This is a genomic window from Microbacterium flavescens, from assembly GCF_018588945.1.
Taxonomy (GTDB): domain Bacteria; phylum Actinomycetota; class Actinomycetes; order Actinomycetales; family Microbacteriaceae; genus Microbacterium; species Microbacterium flavescens.
This window is the reverse complement of record NZ_JAFIWA010000003.1, coordinates 406,643-422,047: the sequence shown is the minus strand read 5'-3', so window position 1 is coordinate 422,047 and position 15,405 is coordinate 406,643. Positions and strand designations below refer to the sequence as shown.

Here is a 15,405-nt window from a genome sequence, read left to right as displayed (position 1 = left end):
AGCCTAGGCGGTCGATCCCACGTAGGACAGCAGCTGTACGCGGTCGCGCTCGAACAGCAGCTGGTGCGCGGAGCCGTTCGGAACGCGCTCGCCCTCGAGCGGCAGCGCACCGCCGGACGCGTGACGGATGACCTCGCGGATGAGCGCGCCGTGGGCCACGACGATGAGGGATGCCTCGGCCGGCGCGGTCGCGCGTCGATGATCGCGCACAGCCCGGCCGATCGCGGAGAGCGCCCGGGCACGGACGGTCGGCCACGGCTCGGCGCCGGGGACCTCCGCGGTGTTCCAGGGGCCCCAGCGGCGCAGGAACTCGTCGGCGCCGACCCCCTCCGCCTCGCCGTACGCCCGCTCGCGGAGTCCGCGATACAGGCGGGGCGGCTCGGCACCCAGTTCCGAGGCGATGATCTCGGCCGTCTCGCGGGCGCGGAGGAGGTCGCTCGCCGCGACAGTGACCGGGGTCGCGGCATCCCGTGCCTCACGCAGCGCGATCCCGGCTGCTCGCGCCTGGGCGCGTCCGGTCTGGTTCAACGGGATATCGGTCGATCCCTGGATGCGCCGGGCAAGGTTCCAGTCGGTCTCGCCGTGGCGGATCAAGGTGAGGACGGTCACCCTTCGAGACTAGGCGCCCCGGCCTGTCAGCCCGCTGAGGGCAGTGCGTCCGCGAGAGCGCGGAGGACTTCGCTCGTGCCGGCATCGATCTTCACGGTGGCCCGCGCGTCCGCGCGCGTCTCACCGCGGTTGACGATGACGACGGGCAGACGGCGGCGCCGTGCGCGCTCGAGCAGGCGGATGCCGGAGTTGACCACGAGGGACGACCCGGCGATCACGAGGCCCTCGCTGGCCTGCACGAGCTGCTCGGCCTCGCGGAACTTCTCGGCCGGGATGTACTCGCCGAAGAAGACCACATCGGGCTTGAGCATCCCGCCGCAGACCGTGCAGTCGGGGATCACGAATCCGTCCGTGCTCTCGGGGAGCACGTCGCCGTCGGGTCCGAGCGGAACGTTCTCGGGCACCGTGATCCACGGGTTGTCGAACTCGACGCGGCGTGCGAGATCGCGGCGGTCGAACACCTGCCCGCAGTGCGTGCAGAACACGCGGCGCATCGTGCCGTGGAGCTCGACGACCCGCCGGCTGCCCGCGCGCACGTGGAGCCCGTCGACGTTCTGCGTGATGACGCCGGTCGACACTCCGCTCTGCTCGAGCGCCGCCAGCGCCCGGTGCCCGGCGTTGGGCTCGGCGGCGGCGAAGGCCCGCCAGCCGAGATGGCTGCCCACCCAGTAGCGGCGCCGCGCGGCGTCGCTGGAGAGGAACTGCTCTGCCGTCATGGGAGTGCGCACGGGAGCGCCCTTGCCGCGGTAGTCGGGGATGCCGGAGTCCGTGGACACCCCGGCGCCGGTGAGGACGGCGATGCGGCGCCCGGCGAGGGCGGTCACGGCGCGGGAGACCGCCTCGGTCGCGGCGGCGTCGAGCTCGGTCACGATGGTCACACGATCACACCCCTTCGGCTCAGAGTGTAGGCCGCGCGGTTTACCGGGATGTTTCGCGTCGTGCGAGAGTGGGGCGATGCGGATCGAGCGGATCACCTCGGCGGACGACGAGCGGCTGGCCGACTACCGCGACCTCACCGATGTCGCGCTCCGGCGTGTCCTCGAGCCCGCGGGCGGGCTGTACATCGCGGAGTCCTCGAAGGTGATCGGCCGGGCGATCGCCGCGGGGCATGTGCCGCGCTCGGTCCTCGTGCAGGACAAGTGGCTTGCCGACGCCGAAGGCATCCTCTCCTCGCATCCCGAGGTGCCCGTGTATGTCGCCGACGCCTCGATCGCCGAGCAGCTGACGGGGTATGCCGTCCATCGCGGCGCCCTCGCGGCGATGCATCGTCCGGAGCTGCCGCCGGTGGCGGAGGTCATCGCCGACGCGCGGCTGGTGGTGGTGCTGGAGGACATCGTCGACCACACCAACGTGGGAGCGATCTTCCGCGCCGCTGCGGGTCTTGGTGCGGACGCGGTGCTGGTCAGTGCGCGCTGCGCGGATCCGCTCTATCGCCGCAGTGTGCGGGTGAGCATGGGCACGGTCTTCCAGGTGCCGTGGACGCGGCTGCCGGAGTGGGACGAGGCTCGAGGCATCCTGCACGGCGCCGGCTTCCACCTCGCGGCGCTCGCCCTCGCCGACGACGCCGTGCCTCTGGATGCCCTCCGCGAGCGGGTTCCGGGGCGGGTCGCACTCATTCTCGGCGCCGAGGGCGACGGGCTGAGCCGGGCGGCACTCGCCGCCGCGGACACGGCCGTCGTCATCCCGATGGCGGGCGCCGTGGACTCTCTCAACGTCGCCGCGGCCAGCGCGGTCGCCCTGTGGGAGCTCCGCTCGCGCTGAGCGGGCCGACCGGGTCAGGCATGCTCGCCCGGTCGCTCGGCAGGGTCGGGCCCGGGTGCGAGCGTGGTGACGGGCAGGACATCGGGACGCTTCGCGGTGATCGTGTCGCCCGACGACTGGTGGCGCAGACGCCGCAGCACCCACGGCATCAGGAACTCGCGTGCCCAGACCAGGTCGTGGGCGCGGGCCTCGCGCCACGTGCGGCGGGGGAACGGATCGGGCTGCATCGGCTGCAGGTCGTTGGGCACGTTGAGCGCGCGCAGCACCATGCGGGCGATCTCGTGGTGACCGAGCCGGTTGTAGTGCAGCCGGTCGTCGTCGAAGAAGCGCATGTCCTGCACCTCTTTCAGCGCCCACTGGTCGGCCACGATGCAGTCGTACTTGTCGGCGATGGCGCGGATGTTCTCGTTGTAGATCGCCACCTTGCCGCGGATGCCCCGGAACACCGGCGTGAAGTTCGTGTCGATGCCCGTGAACACGACCACCGTCGCGCCTCCGCTGCCCAGGCGCACCACAGCGTCCTCGAAATGCTCGGCCACCGCATCGGGGTCGGAACCGGGACGGATGACGTCGTTGCCGCCGGCGGAGAATGTGACGAGGTCGGGCTTGAGCGCGACCGCCGGCTCGATCTGCTCGGCGACGATCTGGCGGATGAGGCGCCCGCGGATGGCGAGGTTGGCGTACGCGAAGTCGCCGACCTGCTGCGACAGCACATCGGCGACGCGGTCGGCCCAGCCGCGGAAGCCGTTCGGCACCGATGGATCGGGGTCGCCCACGCCCTCGGTGAACGAGTCGCCGACCGCCACGTAGCGGCGCCACGGGTGCGGCTGCGGGTTCGGGACGTACGGAGTGCGGTTGTCGTCGCTGGATGTCATGGTTCCTCGGTTCGTGGCCGACAGACAGGCTACCGCGGGGTGCGGACGGGGGACGGATGCCGATGCTCGGGGTGCCTGGGCGGGCATTGTCGTCCCGCTCGGTTAAGGTTGTGACTCGTTGTGCGCGGCAGGCGGGGAGGTGCAATGGACGACGAGACGGTCCTCGACGCCACCCGTGAGGAGGCGCATTTCGGCAGCTTCGCCGCCGAACATCTCTCGCCCACCTACCCCCAGCGCGCCCCCTGGGGAACCGCGCAGCGCCTGCGCGCCTGGCAGGCCGAAGCGCTCGACCTGTACTTCGAGCTCGACGGCCCCGACGGGCCGGGCGGCGGGCCGCGCGACTTCCTCGCAGCGGCGACCCCGGGCGCCGGCAAGACGACGTTCGCGCTGCGGCTCGCGAGCGAGCTCCTGCGCCGGCGGATCATCGACCGGATCGTGGTGGTCGCGCCGACGGAGCACCTCAAGACCCAGTGGGCCGACGCCGCTGCGCGCGTGTCGATCCGCCTCGATCCCGCCTTCAGCAACCGGCACGTCGCGCCCGCCCGGCACTACCACGGGGTGGCGGTGACGTACGCGCAGGTCGCGGTGAAGGCATCCGTCCATCAGCGTCTCGTCATGGATGCGCGCACGCTGGTCATCCTCGATGAGGTGCACCACGGCGGCGACGCGCTCAGCTGGGGCGACGCGCTGCGCGAGGCGTTCAGCCGGGCGACACGGCGGCTGCTGCTGTCGGGCACGCCGTTCCGCAGCGACACGGCGCCCATCCCGTTCGTCGAGTACCACCCCGACGAGAAGGGCATCCGCGTCTCGCGCACCGACTACGCCTACGGCTATCGGCGGGCGCTCGAGGACGGCGTCGTCCGGCCCGTCATGTTCCTGGTGTACGCCGGGCAGATGCGATGGCGCACCAAGACCGGCGACGAGATGGAGGCGCAGCTCGGACAGGACAACACCAAGGACGTCACCTCGCAGGCCTGGCGCACCGCGCTCTCGCCCGAGGGGGAGTGGATCCCCGCGGTGCTGCGCAGCGCCGACCGGCGACTGTCCGAGGTGCGCGAGCAGGTGCCCGACGCCGGCGGGCTGGTGATCGCCACCGATCAGACGGCCGCGCGCGCCTACGCCGAGATCCTTCGCGGGATCACGGGCGAGCCGGTGACGATCGTCCTCTCCGACGAGGCCGAGGCGTCCTCGCGCATCGAGGCGTTCTCGCAGGACGAGAGCCGCTGGATGGTGGCCGTGCGCATGGTGTCGGAGGGGGTCGACGTGCCGCGACTGGCCGTCGGCGTCTATGCGACGTCGGCCTCGACCCCGCTCTTCTTCGCGCAGGCGATCGGGCGGTTCGTCCGCGCCCGACGGCGCGGTGAGACGGCGAGCGTCTTCCTTCCCAACGTGCCGCAGCTGCTCGCCCTCGCGAACGAGATGGAACGGCAGCGCGACCACGCCCTCGACCGCGACGGCGACGGCGACGAGTGGAACGCCGAAGAAGACCTGATGGATGCCGCCGAGCGCGAGGACAAGGCGTCCGATGCCCTCACGGAGGAGTTCGAGTATCAGGCGCTCGGCTCGCGGGCCCATTTCGACCGCGTGCTGTTCGACGGCAAGGAGTTCGGCCAGCTGGCCGTGCCGGGAACGCCGGAGGAGGAGGAGTTCCTCGGCCTGCCCGGACTGCTCGAGCCCGAGCACGTGCACGAGCTCCTCATGCAGCGACAGGCACGGCAGGGCCGCCATCGGCGCGTGCGGGAGGCCCGCGAGGCGCAGTCGCCGGGCGAGAGCGCCGAGCCGGCCCTGCCCCAGGCGCTCCATCGCTCGCTGAAGGAGCAGCGGCAGCTGCTGAACAGCCTCGTCGGGCTCTACGCCCGCCAGTCCGGCGAGCCGCACGGCCTGGTTCACGCCGAACTGCGACGCATCTGCGGCGGCCCCGCCGTGTCGCACGCCACGGTCGCCCAGCTGCAGGCGCGCATCGACGTGCTGCGCAAGCGGGTGCACTCCTGACCCTGCCGGTCCGGGATCCGGCGGCCTAGACTCCGGGGCATGCCCGCGGAGTACTCGTTCGTCTCTCGGTGGAGCGTGCCGGCGGCCGCCGACCGCACCTGGCGCGAGGTGGAGCGGGTGGTGACATCGCCGACCGCTGTGACGGCTGCCACCACGAGGTCCGGCGACAGCGGCCTCACGTGGTGGCGCGGCGTCCACGTCGAAGAGGCGCCGGCGACGCTCGAGCCCGGGGCGATCGTTCGCCTCGCCGTGCGCAGTCCCATCGGCTACCGTCTGCGCATCAGCTTGACGATCGTGGAGGTCGCGCCCGGGCGAGCACTCTCGGCGACCAGCGCGGGCGACCTGCGAGGTCGAGGACGCCTCCGCGTCGAGCGCGACGGGGACGCGGCATCCGTCGTCGTCTTCCACTGGGACGTCGCAACCGAGCGCCGCTGGATGAACGTCGGCGCCCGGGCCCTGCGCCCGGCGTTCGAGCGCGCCCACGCACATGTCATGCGGGCGGGGGAGCGCGGTCTGCGCGAGGAGCTCGCGCGTGACGCATCGGCCGGAGGTTCGGAGCCCCGAAATGCTGTCAATCAGGAGCGGCGGGGGCTGCGGCATCCGCTCGGTGGCTAGCGTGGAAGCGTCCCCCTGAACCCGGCCCGGAGGCCTTCTGTGAGCGTGCCCGTCGCCCCCACCCCCCGCGAACGACGTCGCTGGGAGCGCTACCTCGTGAACGAGCGGGCCGAGGCGCGGGTGTACCGCGAGCTCGCCGCCCGGCGGGAGGGCGAGGAGAGGGAGATCCTGTCGGCCCTCGCCGACGCGGAGGGCCGCCACGAGGCCCATTGGCTGCGACTCCTCGGCGGTGAACCGGCCCGCCTTCCTCGTCCCGATGCGCGCACCGTGATGCTCGGCTGGATGGCGAAGCGGTTCGGGTCGATCTTCGTGCTGGCGCTCGCACAGAGCGCGGAGGCGCGATCCCCGTACGACGACGAGCCCTCCGCGACCCCGGCGATGGGCGCCGACGAGAAGATCCATCACGAGGTCCTGCGCGGTCTGGCGGCGCGCGGGCGGCGACGGCTGTCCGGCACCTTCCGAGCAGCCGTGTTCGGGGCGAACGACGGGCTGGTGTCGAACCTCGCCCTCGTCATGGGCATCGGCGCGACGGGGGTCTCGGCGCCGTTCGTGCTGTTCAGCGGCATGGCGGGCCTCCTCGCCGGGGCGCTGTCGATGGGAGCGGGGGAGTACGTCTCGGTGCGCTCACAGCGCGAGCTGCTGGAGGCCACGGCACCGAGCGGCTTCGCCGACGGCGCGATCCCGCACCTCGACATCGACGCGAACGAGCTCGCGCTCGTCTACCGCACCCGCGGCATGGCGGAGGCGGAGGCCACTGAGCGCGCCCGCCGCGCCGTCGAGACCGCCAGGGCGCTCGGACAGGGACGCACCCACTCGTCGTCGATCGACATCGTCGACCACGGGGACGTCGTCGGCAGCGCCTGGGGTGCGGCTCTGTCCAGCTTCCTCTTCTTCGCCGCCGGCGCGATCATCCCGGTGCTGCCGTGGATCTTCGGGCTGTCCGGGCTCGCCGCCGTCGGCGTCGCGCTCGTCCTCGTGGGCATCGCGCTGATGTGCACCGGCGCCGCAGTGGGCGTCCTGTCGGGCGCGCCGCCCTTCCGTCGTGCGCTGCGTCAGCTCGCCATCGGGTTCGGCGCGGCGGCCGTCACCTATGCCCTCGGGCTGCTGTTCGGAGTCTCGCTCGCCTGACGCGCGCGGGGGTCCCGTCGATTCGTTCAACCCCAGGCGACGTGGTAATGTCATTCCTCGGTTGCGAAACCGAAATACACCTGCGCGGGTGGCGGAATAGGTAGACGCGCTAGCTTGAGGTGCTAGTGCCCGTATAGGGCGTGGGGGTTCAAGTCCCCCCTCGCGCACAGTAGGAAGAAGGCCCCCGAAAGGGGGCCTTCTTCGTCGAGAGGATAGGTTGGTCGGCATGTCTGCTTCCGACGTCGAGCTGCCCGAAGTCGCCTCCGTCGCCCGGGATCTCATCCGCTTCGACACCACGAACCACGGCGGCGGTCGCGCCTCGGGGGAGCGGGAGGCAGCGGAGTACGTCGGCGCCTACCTCGAGGGCATCGGCCTCGCTCCCGAGTACTACGAGCCGATCCCGCGCCGCACCAACGTCATGGCCCGCGTGCCGGGCCGTGATCGCTCGAAGCCTGCGCTGGTTCTGCACGGCCACCTCGACGTCGTGCCCGCCATCGCCGAGGACTGGAGCGTCGACCCGTTCGAAGGAGTCGTGCGCGACGGGCTGCTGTGGGGTCGCGGCGCCGTCGACATGAAGGACATGGACGCCATGATCCTCACGTCGGTCGGCGACATCCTGCGCGCCGGCGAGCAGCCCGAGCGCGACCTCGTGCTGGCGTTCTTCGCCGACGAGGAGAACGGCGGGGTCGAGGGATCGGCCCTGGTCGTCCAGAACAAGGCCGAGTGGTTCGACGGCGCCACCGAGGCCATCAGCGAGGTCGGCGGCTATTCGATCGCGGTGGGCGACCGACGCGCCTATCTCCTGCAGGTGGGCGAGAAGGCGCTGATCTGGATCCGGCTGGTCGCGCGTGGCCGCGCCGCGCACGGCTCGAGCTTCCACGGCGACAACGCCGTCACGAAGCTCGCCGCCGCGGTGGCCGCCCTCGGACGCACGGAGTGGCCCGTGACGCTCACCGACACGACGCGCGAGATGGCCGAGCGGCTGGGCGCGATCACGGGCGGGACGGGCGACGCCGACGAGGTCGCCGCCGCGACGGGCGCGGCATCCGGATTCCTCCGCTCCACCCTGCGGACGACCACCAACCCGACCGGCCTCACCGCCGGTTACAAGCACAACGTCATCCCTGACCGGGCGGAGGCCCTGATCGACGTGCGCGTGCTGCCCGGCACCGAGGACGCGGCACTCGCCGACATCCGGCGCATCGTCGGAGACGACGTCACGGTCGAGGTCGTGCACCAGGACATCGGACTCGAGGTGCCCTTCTCGGGCGACCTCGTCGACGCGATGGTGTCGGCCCTCGGCCGCCACGACCCCGGCGTGCCCGTCATCCCGTACCTGATGGGCGGCGGCACCGACAACAAGGCGCTCGCGTATCTCGGCATCGCCGGCTACGGGTTCGCGCCGCTGCGGCTCCCGGCGGATCTCGACTTCACCGGCATGTTCCACGGTGTCGACGAGCGCGTCCCCATCGACGCCCTCGTCTTCGGTCAGCGCGTGCTCACCGATCTCCTCCGCACGTACTGAGAGACAGCGGATGCCGCCACCCGGCATCCCGCACTGAAAGGCGCCCATGCTTCTCGAGGCGATCATCCTCGGCCTGGTCCAGGGACTCACCGAATTCCTGCCCGTGTCGTCGAGCGCGCACCTGCGCATCCTGGGTGAATTCCTGCCGTCGGCGCAGGACCCGGGAGCCGCGTTCACCGCGATCACGCAGATCGGCACCGAGGCCGCCGTCGTGCTGTTCTTCTGGCGGGACATCGTGAGGATCATCAGCCACTGGTTCCAGGCGCTGCTCGGCCGCATCCCGCGCAACGACCCCGACGCGAAGATGGGCTGGCTGATCATCGTCGGCAGCATCCCGATCGTGGTCCTCGGCCTGCTGTTCCAGGATCAGATCGAGACCACGTTCCGATCGCTGTGGCTGGTCGCCGGCATGCTCATCTTCTTCGGCGTCCTGCTGGGCATCGCCGATCACGTCGGCGCCAAGAAGCGCAAGCTGCGCGACATCACGGTCGGCCACGGCGTAATCTACGGGTTCGCGCAGTCGCTCGCACTGATCCCGGGCGTCTCGCGATCGGGCGGCACGATCACGGCGGGCCTCTTCATGGGATACGAGCGTTCGGCGGCCGCCCGCTACGCCTTCCTCCTGGCGATCCCCGCGGTGTTCGGCAGCGGGTTCTACCAGCTCTTCAAGAGCTGGAACGAGCCGGGGGTCTTCACGCTCGGCGAGACCGCGGCCGCCACCGGGGTCGCCTTCCTGGTCGCGCTCGGCGTCATCGCGTTCTTCATGAACTGGATCTCCAAGCACAGCTTCCTGCCCTTCGTCGTCTACCGCGTGGCGGTGGGTACGACGCTGCTGGTGCTGCTGAGCCTGGGCGTGATCTCGGCGTAGGCGCGGGACGGGGTCAGCGGCGGGGGTCGTCGCGGCCCGGCTTGGTCGGGCCGTCGCCGCCGCGGCGCAGGTAGCGCTCGAACTCCTGGGCGATCGCGTCACCCGAGGCCTCGGGGGAGTCCCACGTGTCGCGCGTGCGCTCCAGCTGACGGATGTACTCCGTCATCTCCTCGTCGTCGGCAGCGGCGGCGTCGATGGACGCCTCCCATGCCGCCGCCTCTGTCGCGAGATCGCCGCGCGGCACCGTGGCGCCGGTGAGGTCTTCGAGCCGGTCGAGGAGTGCGAGCGTGGCCTTCGGGGAGGGCGTGTGGCCGGCGACGTAGTGCGGCACGCTCGCCCACAGGCTCGCCGACGGGATGCCGGCCGCGTCGGCCGCGTGGCCGAGCACGCTCAGGATCCCCACCGGCCCCTCGTAGGTGCTGCGCTCGAGCTCGAGCGCCGTGCGAAGCGCGTCGTTGTCGCTGCCGGCGAAGACCGAGATGGGTCGCGTGTGCGGCACGTCGGACATCATCGATCCCATCGACAGAAATCCCGTGATGTCCTCGCGCAGCGCGATGTCGATGAACTCGGACGCGAACGCTTGCCATGCGCGCGCGGGCTCGACGCCGGTGAGGAGCCACAGCTGCGTGCCGCCGCGCGTCGTGCGCGTGGGACGGAGGAGGGATGCCTCGGGCCAGCGGAGCGACCGCTTGCCGTCCGCGTCGGAGGCGATCTGAGGGCGGGTGTACTGGTAGTCGAAGTACAGCTCGGGATCGACCGAGAACACCGTCTCGTACGTCCCGCCCTCGCGCAGCTGCGTGACGGCGGAGGATGCGGCCTCTCCGGCATCGTTCCACCCGTCGAAAGCGGCGACGAGCACCCGGCGTCCCAGTCCGTCCACAAGACCTCCTCCACCCGCGAGCGGGTCTTTCCAGGATAGGCCCGGCTCACCGCCTCCGGTCGTGTTCCCCGCGCGCGCCGGGCCTGCGCCCGGGCGGACCGGGCGAAGCGGTCGCGGGCCCCTGGGTAGCATGGAGCGGTGAGTGCCCCGTCATTGTCCGCCGTCCTGTGGGACATGGACGGAACCCTCGTCGACACCGAGCCCTACTGGATGGCCGCCGAGACCCCGCTGGTCGAGCGCTTCGGCGGAACGTGGTCGCACGAGCAGGCGCTCGCGCTGGTGGGCCTCGGGCTGGAGGACTCCGCCCGCATCTTCCAGAACGCCGGGGTGCGCATGAGCGTGGACGCGATCATCGACCACCTCACCGACGATGTCATGCGGCAGCTCGGCGAGACCGGAGTGCCGTTCCGTCCCGGCGCGCGCGAGCTGCTCGCGAGTCTGCGGGCGGCCGGCATCAAGACCGGGCTGGTGACGATGTCCATGCGGCGCATGGCCCGCACCGTGGTCGACCTCATCGACTTCGAGGCGTTCGACGTCGTCATCGCCGGCGACGACTCCACCCGACCCAAGCCCTTCCCCGACCCGTATCTGCAGGCGTGCGAGGCCCTCGGCGTGACGCCCGACGAGGTCGTCGCCATCGAGGACTCCCCGAACGGGCTGCGCTCCGCCGTCGCGTCGGGCGCCGCCACGATCGGCGTCCCGTTGATGGTGTCTATCGCCGGGGCGGGTGCGCACGCCGTGTGGCCGACCCTCGAGGGGCGCACCGCGCAGGACGTGGCATCCTTCCATGCCGAACACCGTGCCAAGGAGGCCGCCCAGTGACCGAACGACCCAGCGGACCGTTCCGCCTCGGCGACCGCGTGCAGCTCACCGGACCGAAGGGCCGCCTGCACACGATCACGCTGCGCGAGGGGGGCGAGCTGCACACGCATCACGGCGTGCTGAAGCACGAGCAGCTCGTCGGCCAGCCCGACGGCTCCGTCGTCGCGAACAGCAGCGGGCACGAGTATCTGGCGCTGCGTCCGCTTCTGCGCGACTTCGTCATGTCGATGCCGCGCGGTGCCGCGATCGTCTATCCGAAGGACGCCGCGCAGATCATCGCCGAGGCGGACGTCTTCCCCGGAGCCGTGGTCGTCGAAGCGGGCGTCGGCTCGGGCGCGCTGTCGCTCTGGCTCCTGCGCGCGATGGGGGCTGAGGGCCGGCTGATCTCGTTCGAGCGCCGGCCCGAGTTCGCCGACGTCGCGCAGGCGAACGTCGAGACGTACCTCGGCGAGACCCCTGCGCATTGGAGCGTCGTGGTCGGCGACCTCGTCGAGTCGCTTCCGGATGCCGTCGCCCCGGCGTCCGTCGACCGCGTGGTGCTCGACATGCTGGCGCCCTGGGAGTGCGTCGACGTCGTCGCCGACGCCCTCACGCCCGGCGGAGTCGTGCTCTGCTACGTCGCCACGGCGACGCAGCTGAGCCGCGTGGCCGAGTACCTCCGCGGCACCGGGCTGTTCACCGAGCCCGAGGCCAGCGAGACGATGGTCCGCGGCTGGCACGTCGAGGGCCTCGCCGTGCGGCCCGACCACAGGATGGTGGCGCACACCGGCTTCCTGATCTCCGCCCGGCGACTGGCGCCCGGTGCCGTGCCGCCCGAGGTCAAGCGCCGCGCCTCGAAGACCAGCTACGGCGACGAGGACGTCGAGCTGTGGACGCCGGGGGCGGTGGGCGACCGGCAGATCACCGACAAGAATCTCCGCAAGCGCGTGCGCGAGGCGCAGCGGGCCGCTGAGGGCGCGCGTCAGGCCGCCCAGGGCTCCGAGGACCCGCGGGGCGAGTAGCGCGCGGCGCGTCTCGCGATGCCGCCTAGACTGTTGCGGTGCGCAAGATCCCCGCTGCCCTCGCGATCCTCGGGCTCGCGACCGTCGGCCTCGCCGGCTGCTCGCTGCTCCCCGGAAACCCCGATTGCTCCCAGGTCGTCTCCGACGCCGAGCTCCTCGACGTCGTCGACGTGAGCGGTGAGGTGGGCACGGCTCCCGACGTCGAGCTGTACACCCCGTTCCACACCACCGACGGCTCGTCGGCGGTCCTGGAGCAGGGCACCGGCGATGCCGTGATCACCCGCGACGACCAGCTCGTCGTGATCGACTTCACTCTGATCTCGGGCGAGACCGGCGAGACCATCGTCGCCAGCCCGTACTCCGGCGACCTGTCGAACGTGCTGGGCATGCCGCAGATCACGCAGACGTTCCCGTCCTGGGAGGAGGCGCTGCAGTGCGCGTCCGAGGGGTCGCGGATCGTCGTGTCGATGCCCCCCGAAGCCATCGAGGCCGAAGCCGCCGCGAGCATCGGCCTGGCGGAAGACGAGTCCGCGGTGGCCGTGATCGACGTCCACAAGGTCTACCTCGGCGCTGCCGACGGCGCGAACCAGTTCAACAGCGGAACGGGGCTGCCCACGGTGGTCCGCACGCCCGATGGCCACCCGGGACTGATCATCCCCGGCGGCGACGCCCCGGACGAGCTCGTGGTGCAGACCATCAAGAAGGGCGACGGCGAGGTCGTCACGGGCGAGCAGCCGGTGCGCGTCCACGCGCTCGGCGTGCCGTGGGGCGAGACCGACCCGGTGAAGAACACGTGGGACGCGCAGCCCGAGTCGATCACCCTGCAGGCCGACCCGGCCCTCTCGGAGGCGCTGGTCGGTCAGACCGTCGGGTCGCAGGTGCTCGTCGTCGTGCCCGCCGAGCAGAGCGGCACCGACCAGGCGACGGTCTTCGTGTTCGACATCCTCGGCGTGGACGCGAGCGCCGCGCAGTAGGCGAATCCGCCCGCCCGCACCGACGAGGCGGCGGCTGCCGACCCTAGGATGATGGGGTGCCCGCGAACGCCCCTGCCAAGTCTCCTCCCGAGGAGAGGCTCGTCAACCTGGTCGTGGCCCTCATGGCCACCGACCAGGGGCTGACGAAGGACACCATCCTGTCCTCGGTCGCCGGCTACCGCGAGCAGAGCGAATCCGGCGCGTCGAAGGACGCGCTCGAGAAGATGTTCGAACGCGACAAGGAGAGCCTCCGGGGCCTGGGCGTCCCGATCGAGACGATCGGCGACTGGGCCGACCCCGACGACCTCCGCGAGGCCCGCTATCGCGTTCCGACTGCGGAGTACGCCCTCCCCGAGGACATCGAGTTCACCCCCGCCGAGCTGGCGCTGCTGAACCTCGCCGGCGGCGTGTGGAGCGAGAGCTCCATGTCCGACGACGCCCGCAGCGGCCTGCGGAAGATCCGCGCCCTGGGCATCCCCGTCGACGAGCCGATCATCGGCTACTCGCCGCGCATCAGCCTGCGCGAGCCGTCGTTCCCCGACCTCCAGCGCGCCATCGAGCAGAGCCGGGTCGTGCGATTCCCGTACCTCAAGCCCGGAGAGGCGGCGCCCCGCACGCGGCGCGTACAGCCGCTCGCGCTCGTCGACTACGAGGCTCGCTGGCACGTGTTCGGCATCGACCTCGACGTGCAGGCGGATCGCACGTTCCTCCTGTCGAGGATCGTCGGACCCGTCGCCGCGACGCGCGAGACCTTCGATCCGGCCCTTCGCGAAGGCGCGGGGGAGCGGGCGCTGCGCGGGCTCGACGACCTCGCCGCGCGCAGCACGTCGCTCCTCGAGGTCAATCCCGGCACCGAGGCCGCCCTGCGGCTGGCACGTCGCGCGCAGCCGGCGGAACAGGGGATCCGCGTCCCTTACGTCGACATCCACATCTTCGCCGATGAACTCGCGTCGTACGGACCGGAGGTTCGCGTCGTCGAGCCCGCCGAACTGCGCGACCAGGTGATCGAGCGGCTCGCTGCCGCTCGCGACGTCAACGGAGAGATCTCATGACCGTCCGGCGCTCTCTCGTCGCGACCGATCGCGCCGCACTGATGCTCCAGCTCGTGCCGTACCTGATCGGCAAGGGCGAGGTCTCCGTCGCGGAGGCGGCCGACGAGTTCGACGTCAGCCCCGACCAGATGCGCTCGATGGTCGAGAAGCTGACCGTGATCGGGCTGCCCGGCGACGGCGGCTACTGGCAGATGGCGAACGACCTCTTCGACATCGACTGGGATCTGCTCGATCAGCGCGATCTCATCGTCATCACCAACTCCGTCGGGCTCGAACGGTCTCCGAAGCTCACAGCGCGCGAGGCGGCCGCTCTCCTCGCCGGGCTGCAGCTGGCTCGCACCATCCCGGGCGTGGGCGACACCGACCTCTTCACAGGACTCCTCGGCAAGCTCGCGCGCGGTGCGTCGAGCGCCCCGGCGGAGGTGATCGTCGCACCGGGTCCGGTCGACACCGTCCGCGACGCGGTGGCCTCCGCGCTCCGACGCGGCGTCGCCGTCTCGTTCACCTACAAGGCCCCGGATGCCGCGCCCACCACGCGCACCGTCGACCCGGTCAAGGTGCACATCGCCGACGGCCAGTGGTACCTGCAGGGGTGGTGCCATCTGCGCGAGGCGATGCGCACGTTCCACCTCGACCGCGTGAGCGAGCTGGAGCTGACCGACATCCCGATCACGCACGCGGGGGAGCCGGCCGGAGGGTGGTTCCAGTCCGGCGAGGGCGACATGGTCGTCCGCATCCGGTTCGACGAAGCCGTGGGTCCGCTGCTCGGCGACTACCTCGACCGCGCGTCGCTGCAGACGGCGGACGGCGTGACCGTCGCCACCATGCGCGTGGCCGACGAGTACAGCCTGCGCCGGCTCGTGGCGAAGCGGGGCGGCGAAGTGGAGGTCCTCGAGCCCGCCGCCGCACGTCGCGCCGCCGCCGAGTGGGCAGAGGCCGGTCTGAGTCAGTACCGATGACCCCTCCGCCGACACGTTCCGCCGGGCGCGCTTCGCCGCGCCGGGGCGGGTTACACTGAATCCGGACCCGCCGAAAGGAAATCGACATGCTGCAAGGCCTCACGGGGTGGCACTTCCTGATCATCCTCGCTGTGATCCTGCTGCTGTTCGGCGCGGCGAAGCTGCCTGCGCTGGCCAAGAGCATGGGTCAGTCCGCTCGCGTCTTCAAGGGTGAGATGAAGGCGATGAAGGACGAAGACACGTCCAAGACCGACGCCGACTCGGCGCCCACCGCCGCCTCGGTCGAGGCTCCGTCGACGGAGATCCGGACGGACGCCGGCGGTAGCGCCGAATCCAAGCCCTGA

The 15,405-nt window shown here is 71.4% G+C and carries 16 protein-coding genes and 1 tRNA gene; 13 read left to right on the top strand and 4 right to left on the bottom strand.

Annotated elements, in window-relative coordinates; genetic code table 11:
* Window positions 1–3: 3 nt before the first annotated feature.
* Both JX005_RS08935 and JX005_RS08930 read right to left on the bottom strand, forming a co-directional pair.
* Window positions 4–609, bottom strand: a complete 606-nt coding sequence (locus tag JX005_RS08935; RefSeq protein ID WP_214467126.1) for a histidine phosphatase family protein — start codon at window positions 607–609, stop codon at window positions 4–6.
* A gap of 26 nt (window positions 610–635) precedes the next feature.
* The gene (locus JX005_RS08930) at window positions 636–1,478 is read right to left on the bottom strand and encodes a Sir2 family NAD-dependent protein deacetylase (RefSeq protein ID WP_372447331.1); all 843 of its coding nucleotides are present in this window, start codon (window positions 1,476–1,478) and stop codon (window positions 636–638) included.
* An 85-nt stretch (window positions 1,479–1,563) separates the two neighbouring features.
* Between JX005_RS08930 and JX005_RS08925 the strand changes: the two genes are divergently transcribed.
* A complete protein-coding gene (locus JX005_RS08925; RefSeq protein WP_214467124.1) occupies window positions 1,564–2,370 on the top strand; it encodes a TrmH family RNA methyltransferase in 807 nt (268 codons plus the stop codon).
* Window positions 2,371–2,384: 14 nt separating this feature from the next.
* On the opposite strand, the gene JX005_RS08920 is transcribed toward JX005_RS08925, so the two are convergent.
* The gene (locus tag JX005_RS08920; protein ID WP_214467123.1) at window positions 2,385–3,245 is read right to left on the bottom strand and encodes an SGNH/GDSL hydrolase family protein; all 861 of its coding nucleotides are present in this window, start codon (window positions 3,243–3,245) and stop codon (window positions 2,385–2,387) included.
* Between the two features lie 144 nt (window positions 3,246–3,389).
* Here JX005_RS08920 and JX005_RS08915 point away from each other — a divergent pair, with 144 nt between their 5' ends.
* The 6 genes from JX005_RS08915 to JX005_RS08890 all read left to right on the top strand — a co-directional run bounded on the left by JX005_RS08915 (window position 3,390) and on the right by JX005_RS08890 (window position 9,373).
* Window positions 3,390–5,237, top strand: coding sequence for a DEAD/DEAH box helicase (locus JX005_RS08915; protein WP_214467122.1), 1,848 nt, complete (start codon window positions 3,390–3,392; stop codon window positions 5,235–5,237).
* 39 nt (window positions 5,238–5,276) lie between these two features.
* A complete protein-coding gene (locus tag JX005_RS08910; RefSeq protein ID WP_214467121.1) occupies window positions 5,277–5,852 on the top strand; it encodes an SRPBCC family protein in 576 nt (191 codons plus the stop codon).
* A 39-nt stretch (window positions 5,853–5,891) separates the two neighbouring features.
* Entirely contained in the window at window positions 5,892–6,980 is a 1,089-nt protein-coding gene (locus tag JX005_RS08905) for a VIT1/CCC1 transporter family protein (RefSeq protein WP_214467120.1), read from the top strand.
* Window positions 6,981–7,062: 82 nt separating this feature from the next.
* Window positions 7,063–7,147, top strand: a tRNA-Leu gene (locus JX005_RS08900).
* Window positions 7,148–7,206: 59 nt separating this feature from the next.
* Window positions 7,207–8,505: a M20/M25/M40 family metallo-hydrolase gene (locus tag JX005_RS08895; protein WP_214467119.1), complete on the top strand. Its 1,299-nt coding sequence runs from the start codon at window positions 7,207–7,209 to the stop codon at window positions 8,503–8,505.
* A gap of 46 nt (window positions 8,506–8,551) precedes the next feature.
* Window positions 8,552–9,373, top strand: a complete 822-nt coding sequence (locus JX005_RS08890; RefSeq protein ID WP_214467118.1) for an undecaprenyl-diphosphate phosphatase — start codon at window positions 8,552–8,554, stop codon at window positions 9,371–9,373.
* A gap of 13 nt (window positions 9,374–9,386) precedes the next feature.
* Here the strand turns inward: JX005_RS08890 and JX005_RS08885 are convergent, their stop codons facing one another.
* A complete protein-coding gene (locus JX005_RS08885) occupies window positions 9,387–10,253 on the bottom strand; it encodes a PAC2 family protein (protein WP_214467117.1) in 867 nt (288 codons plus the stop codon).
* 138 nt (window positions 10,254–10,391) lie between these two features.
* Between JX005_RS08885 and JX005_RS08880 the strand changes: the two genes are divergently transcribed.
* The 6 genes from JX005_RS08880 to tatA all read left to right on the top strand — a co-directional run bounded on the left by JX005_RS08880 (window position 10,392) and on the right by tatA (window position 15,405).
* On the top strand, window positions 10,392–11,075 hold the full coding sequence (locus tag JX005_RS08880) for an HAD family hydrolase (protein ID WP_214467116.1): 684 nt from the start codon (window positions 10,392–10,394) through the stop codon (window positions 11,073–11,075).
* The gene (locus JX005_RS08875) at window positions 11,072–12,076 is read left to right on the top strand and encodes a tRNA (adenine-N1)-methyltransferase (RefSeq protein ID WP_214467115.1); all 1,005 of its coding nucleotides are present in this window, start codon (window positions 11,072–11,074) and stop codon (window positions 12,074–12,076) included. Before JX005_RS08880 ends, JX005_RS08875 begins: the two co-directional genes overlap by 4 nt.
* A gap of 38 nt (window positions 12,077–12,114) precedes the next feature.
* Entirely contained in the window at window positions 12,115–13,050 is a 936-nt protein-coding gene (locus tag JX005_RS08870) for an FKBP-type peptidyl-prolyl cis-trans isomerase (protein WP_214467114.1), read from the top strand.
* Window positions 13,051–13,106: 56 nt separating this feature from the next.
* Window positions 13,107–14,102: a helix-turn-helix transcriptional regulator gene (locus JX005_RS08865; RefSeq protein WP_214467113.1), complete on the top strand. Its 996-nt coding sequence runs from the start codon at window positions 13,107–13,109 to the stop codon at window positions 14,100–14,102.
* Entirely contained in the window at window positions 14,099–15,061 is a 963-nt protein-coding gene (locus tag JX005_RS08860; protein ID WP_214467112.1) for a helix-turn-helix transcriptional regulator, read from the top strand. Before JX005_RS08865 ends, JX005_RS08860 begins: the two co-directional genes overlap by 4 nt.
* Window positions 15,062–15,147: 86 nt before the next feature.
* Window positions 15,148–15,405 carry a Sec-independent protein translocase subunit TatA gene (tatA, locus tag JX005_RS08855; protein ID WP_214467111.1) on the top strand — a complete coding sequence of 86 codons (258 nt, stop codon included), beginning with the start codon at window positions 15,148–15,150 and terminating at the stop codon, window positions 15,403–15,405.

Excerpts from the sequence above, each read along its gene's own strand:
- JX005_RS08890 (WP_214467118.1), top strand. The coding sequence starts at position 8,552 with ATGCTTCTCGAGGCGATCATCCTCGGCCTGGTCCAGGGACTCACCGAA.
- tatA (WP_214467111.1), top strand. The coding sequence starts at position 15,148 with ATGCTGCAAGGCCTCACGGGGTGGCACTTCCTGATCATCCTCGCTGTG.
- JX005_RS08915 (WP_214467122.1), top strand. The coding sequence starts at position 3,390 with ATGGACGACGAGACGGTCCTCGACGCCACCCGTGAGGAGGCGCATTTC.
- JX005_RS08895 (WP_214467119.1), top strand. The coding sequence starts at position 7,207 with ATGTCTGCTTCCGACGTCGAGCTGCCCGAAGTCGCCTCCGTCGCCCGG.
- JX005_RS08920 (WP_214467123.1), bottom strand. The coding sequence starts at position 3,245 with ATGACATCCAGCGACGACAACCGCACTCCGTACGTCCCGAACCCGCAG.
- JX005_RS08910 (WP_214467121.1), top strand. The coding sequence starts at position 5,277 with ATGCCCGCGGAGTACTCGTTCGTCTCTCGGTGGAGCGTGCCGGCGGCC.
- JX005_RS08925 (WP_214467124.1), top strand. The coding sequence starts at position 1,564 with ATGCGGATCGAGCGGATCACCTCGGCGGACGACGAGCGGCTGGCCGAC.
- JX005_RS08860 (WP_214467112.1), top strand. The coding sequence starts at position 14,099 with ATGACCGTCCGGCGCTCTCTCGTCGCGACCGATCGCGCCGCACTGATG.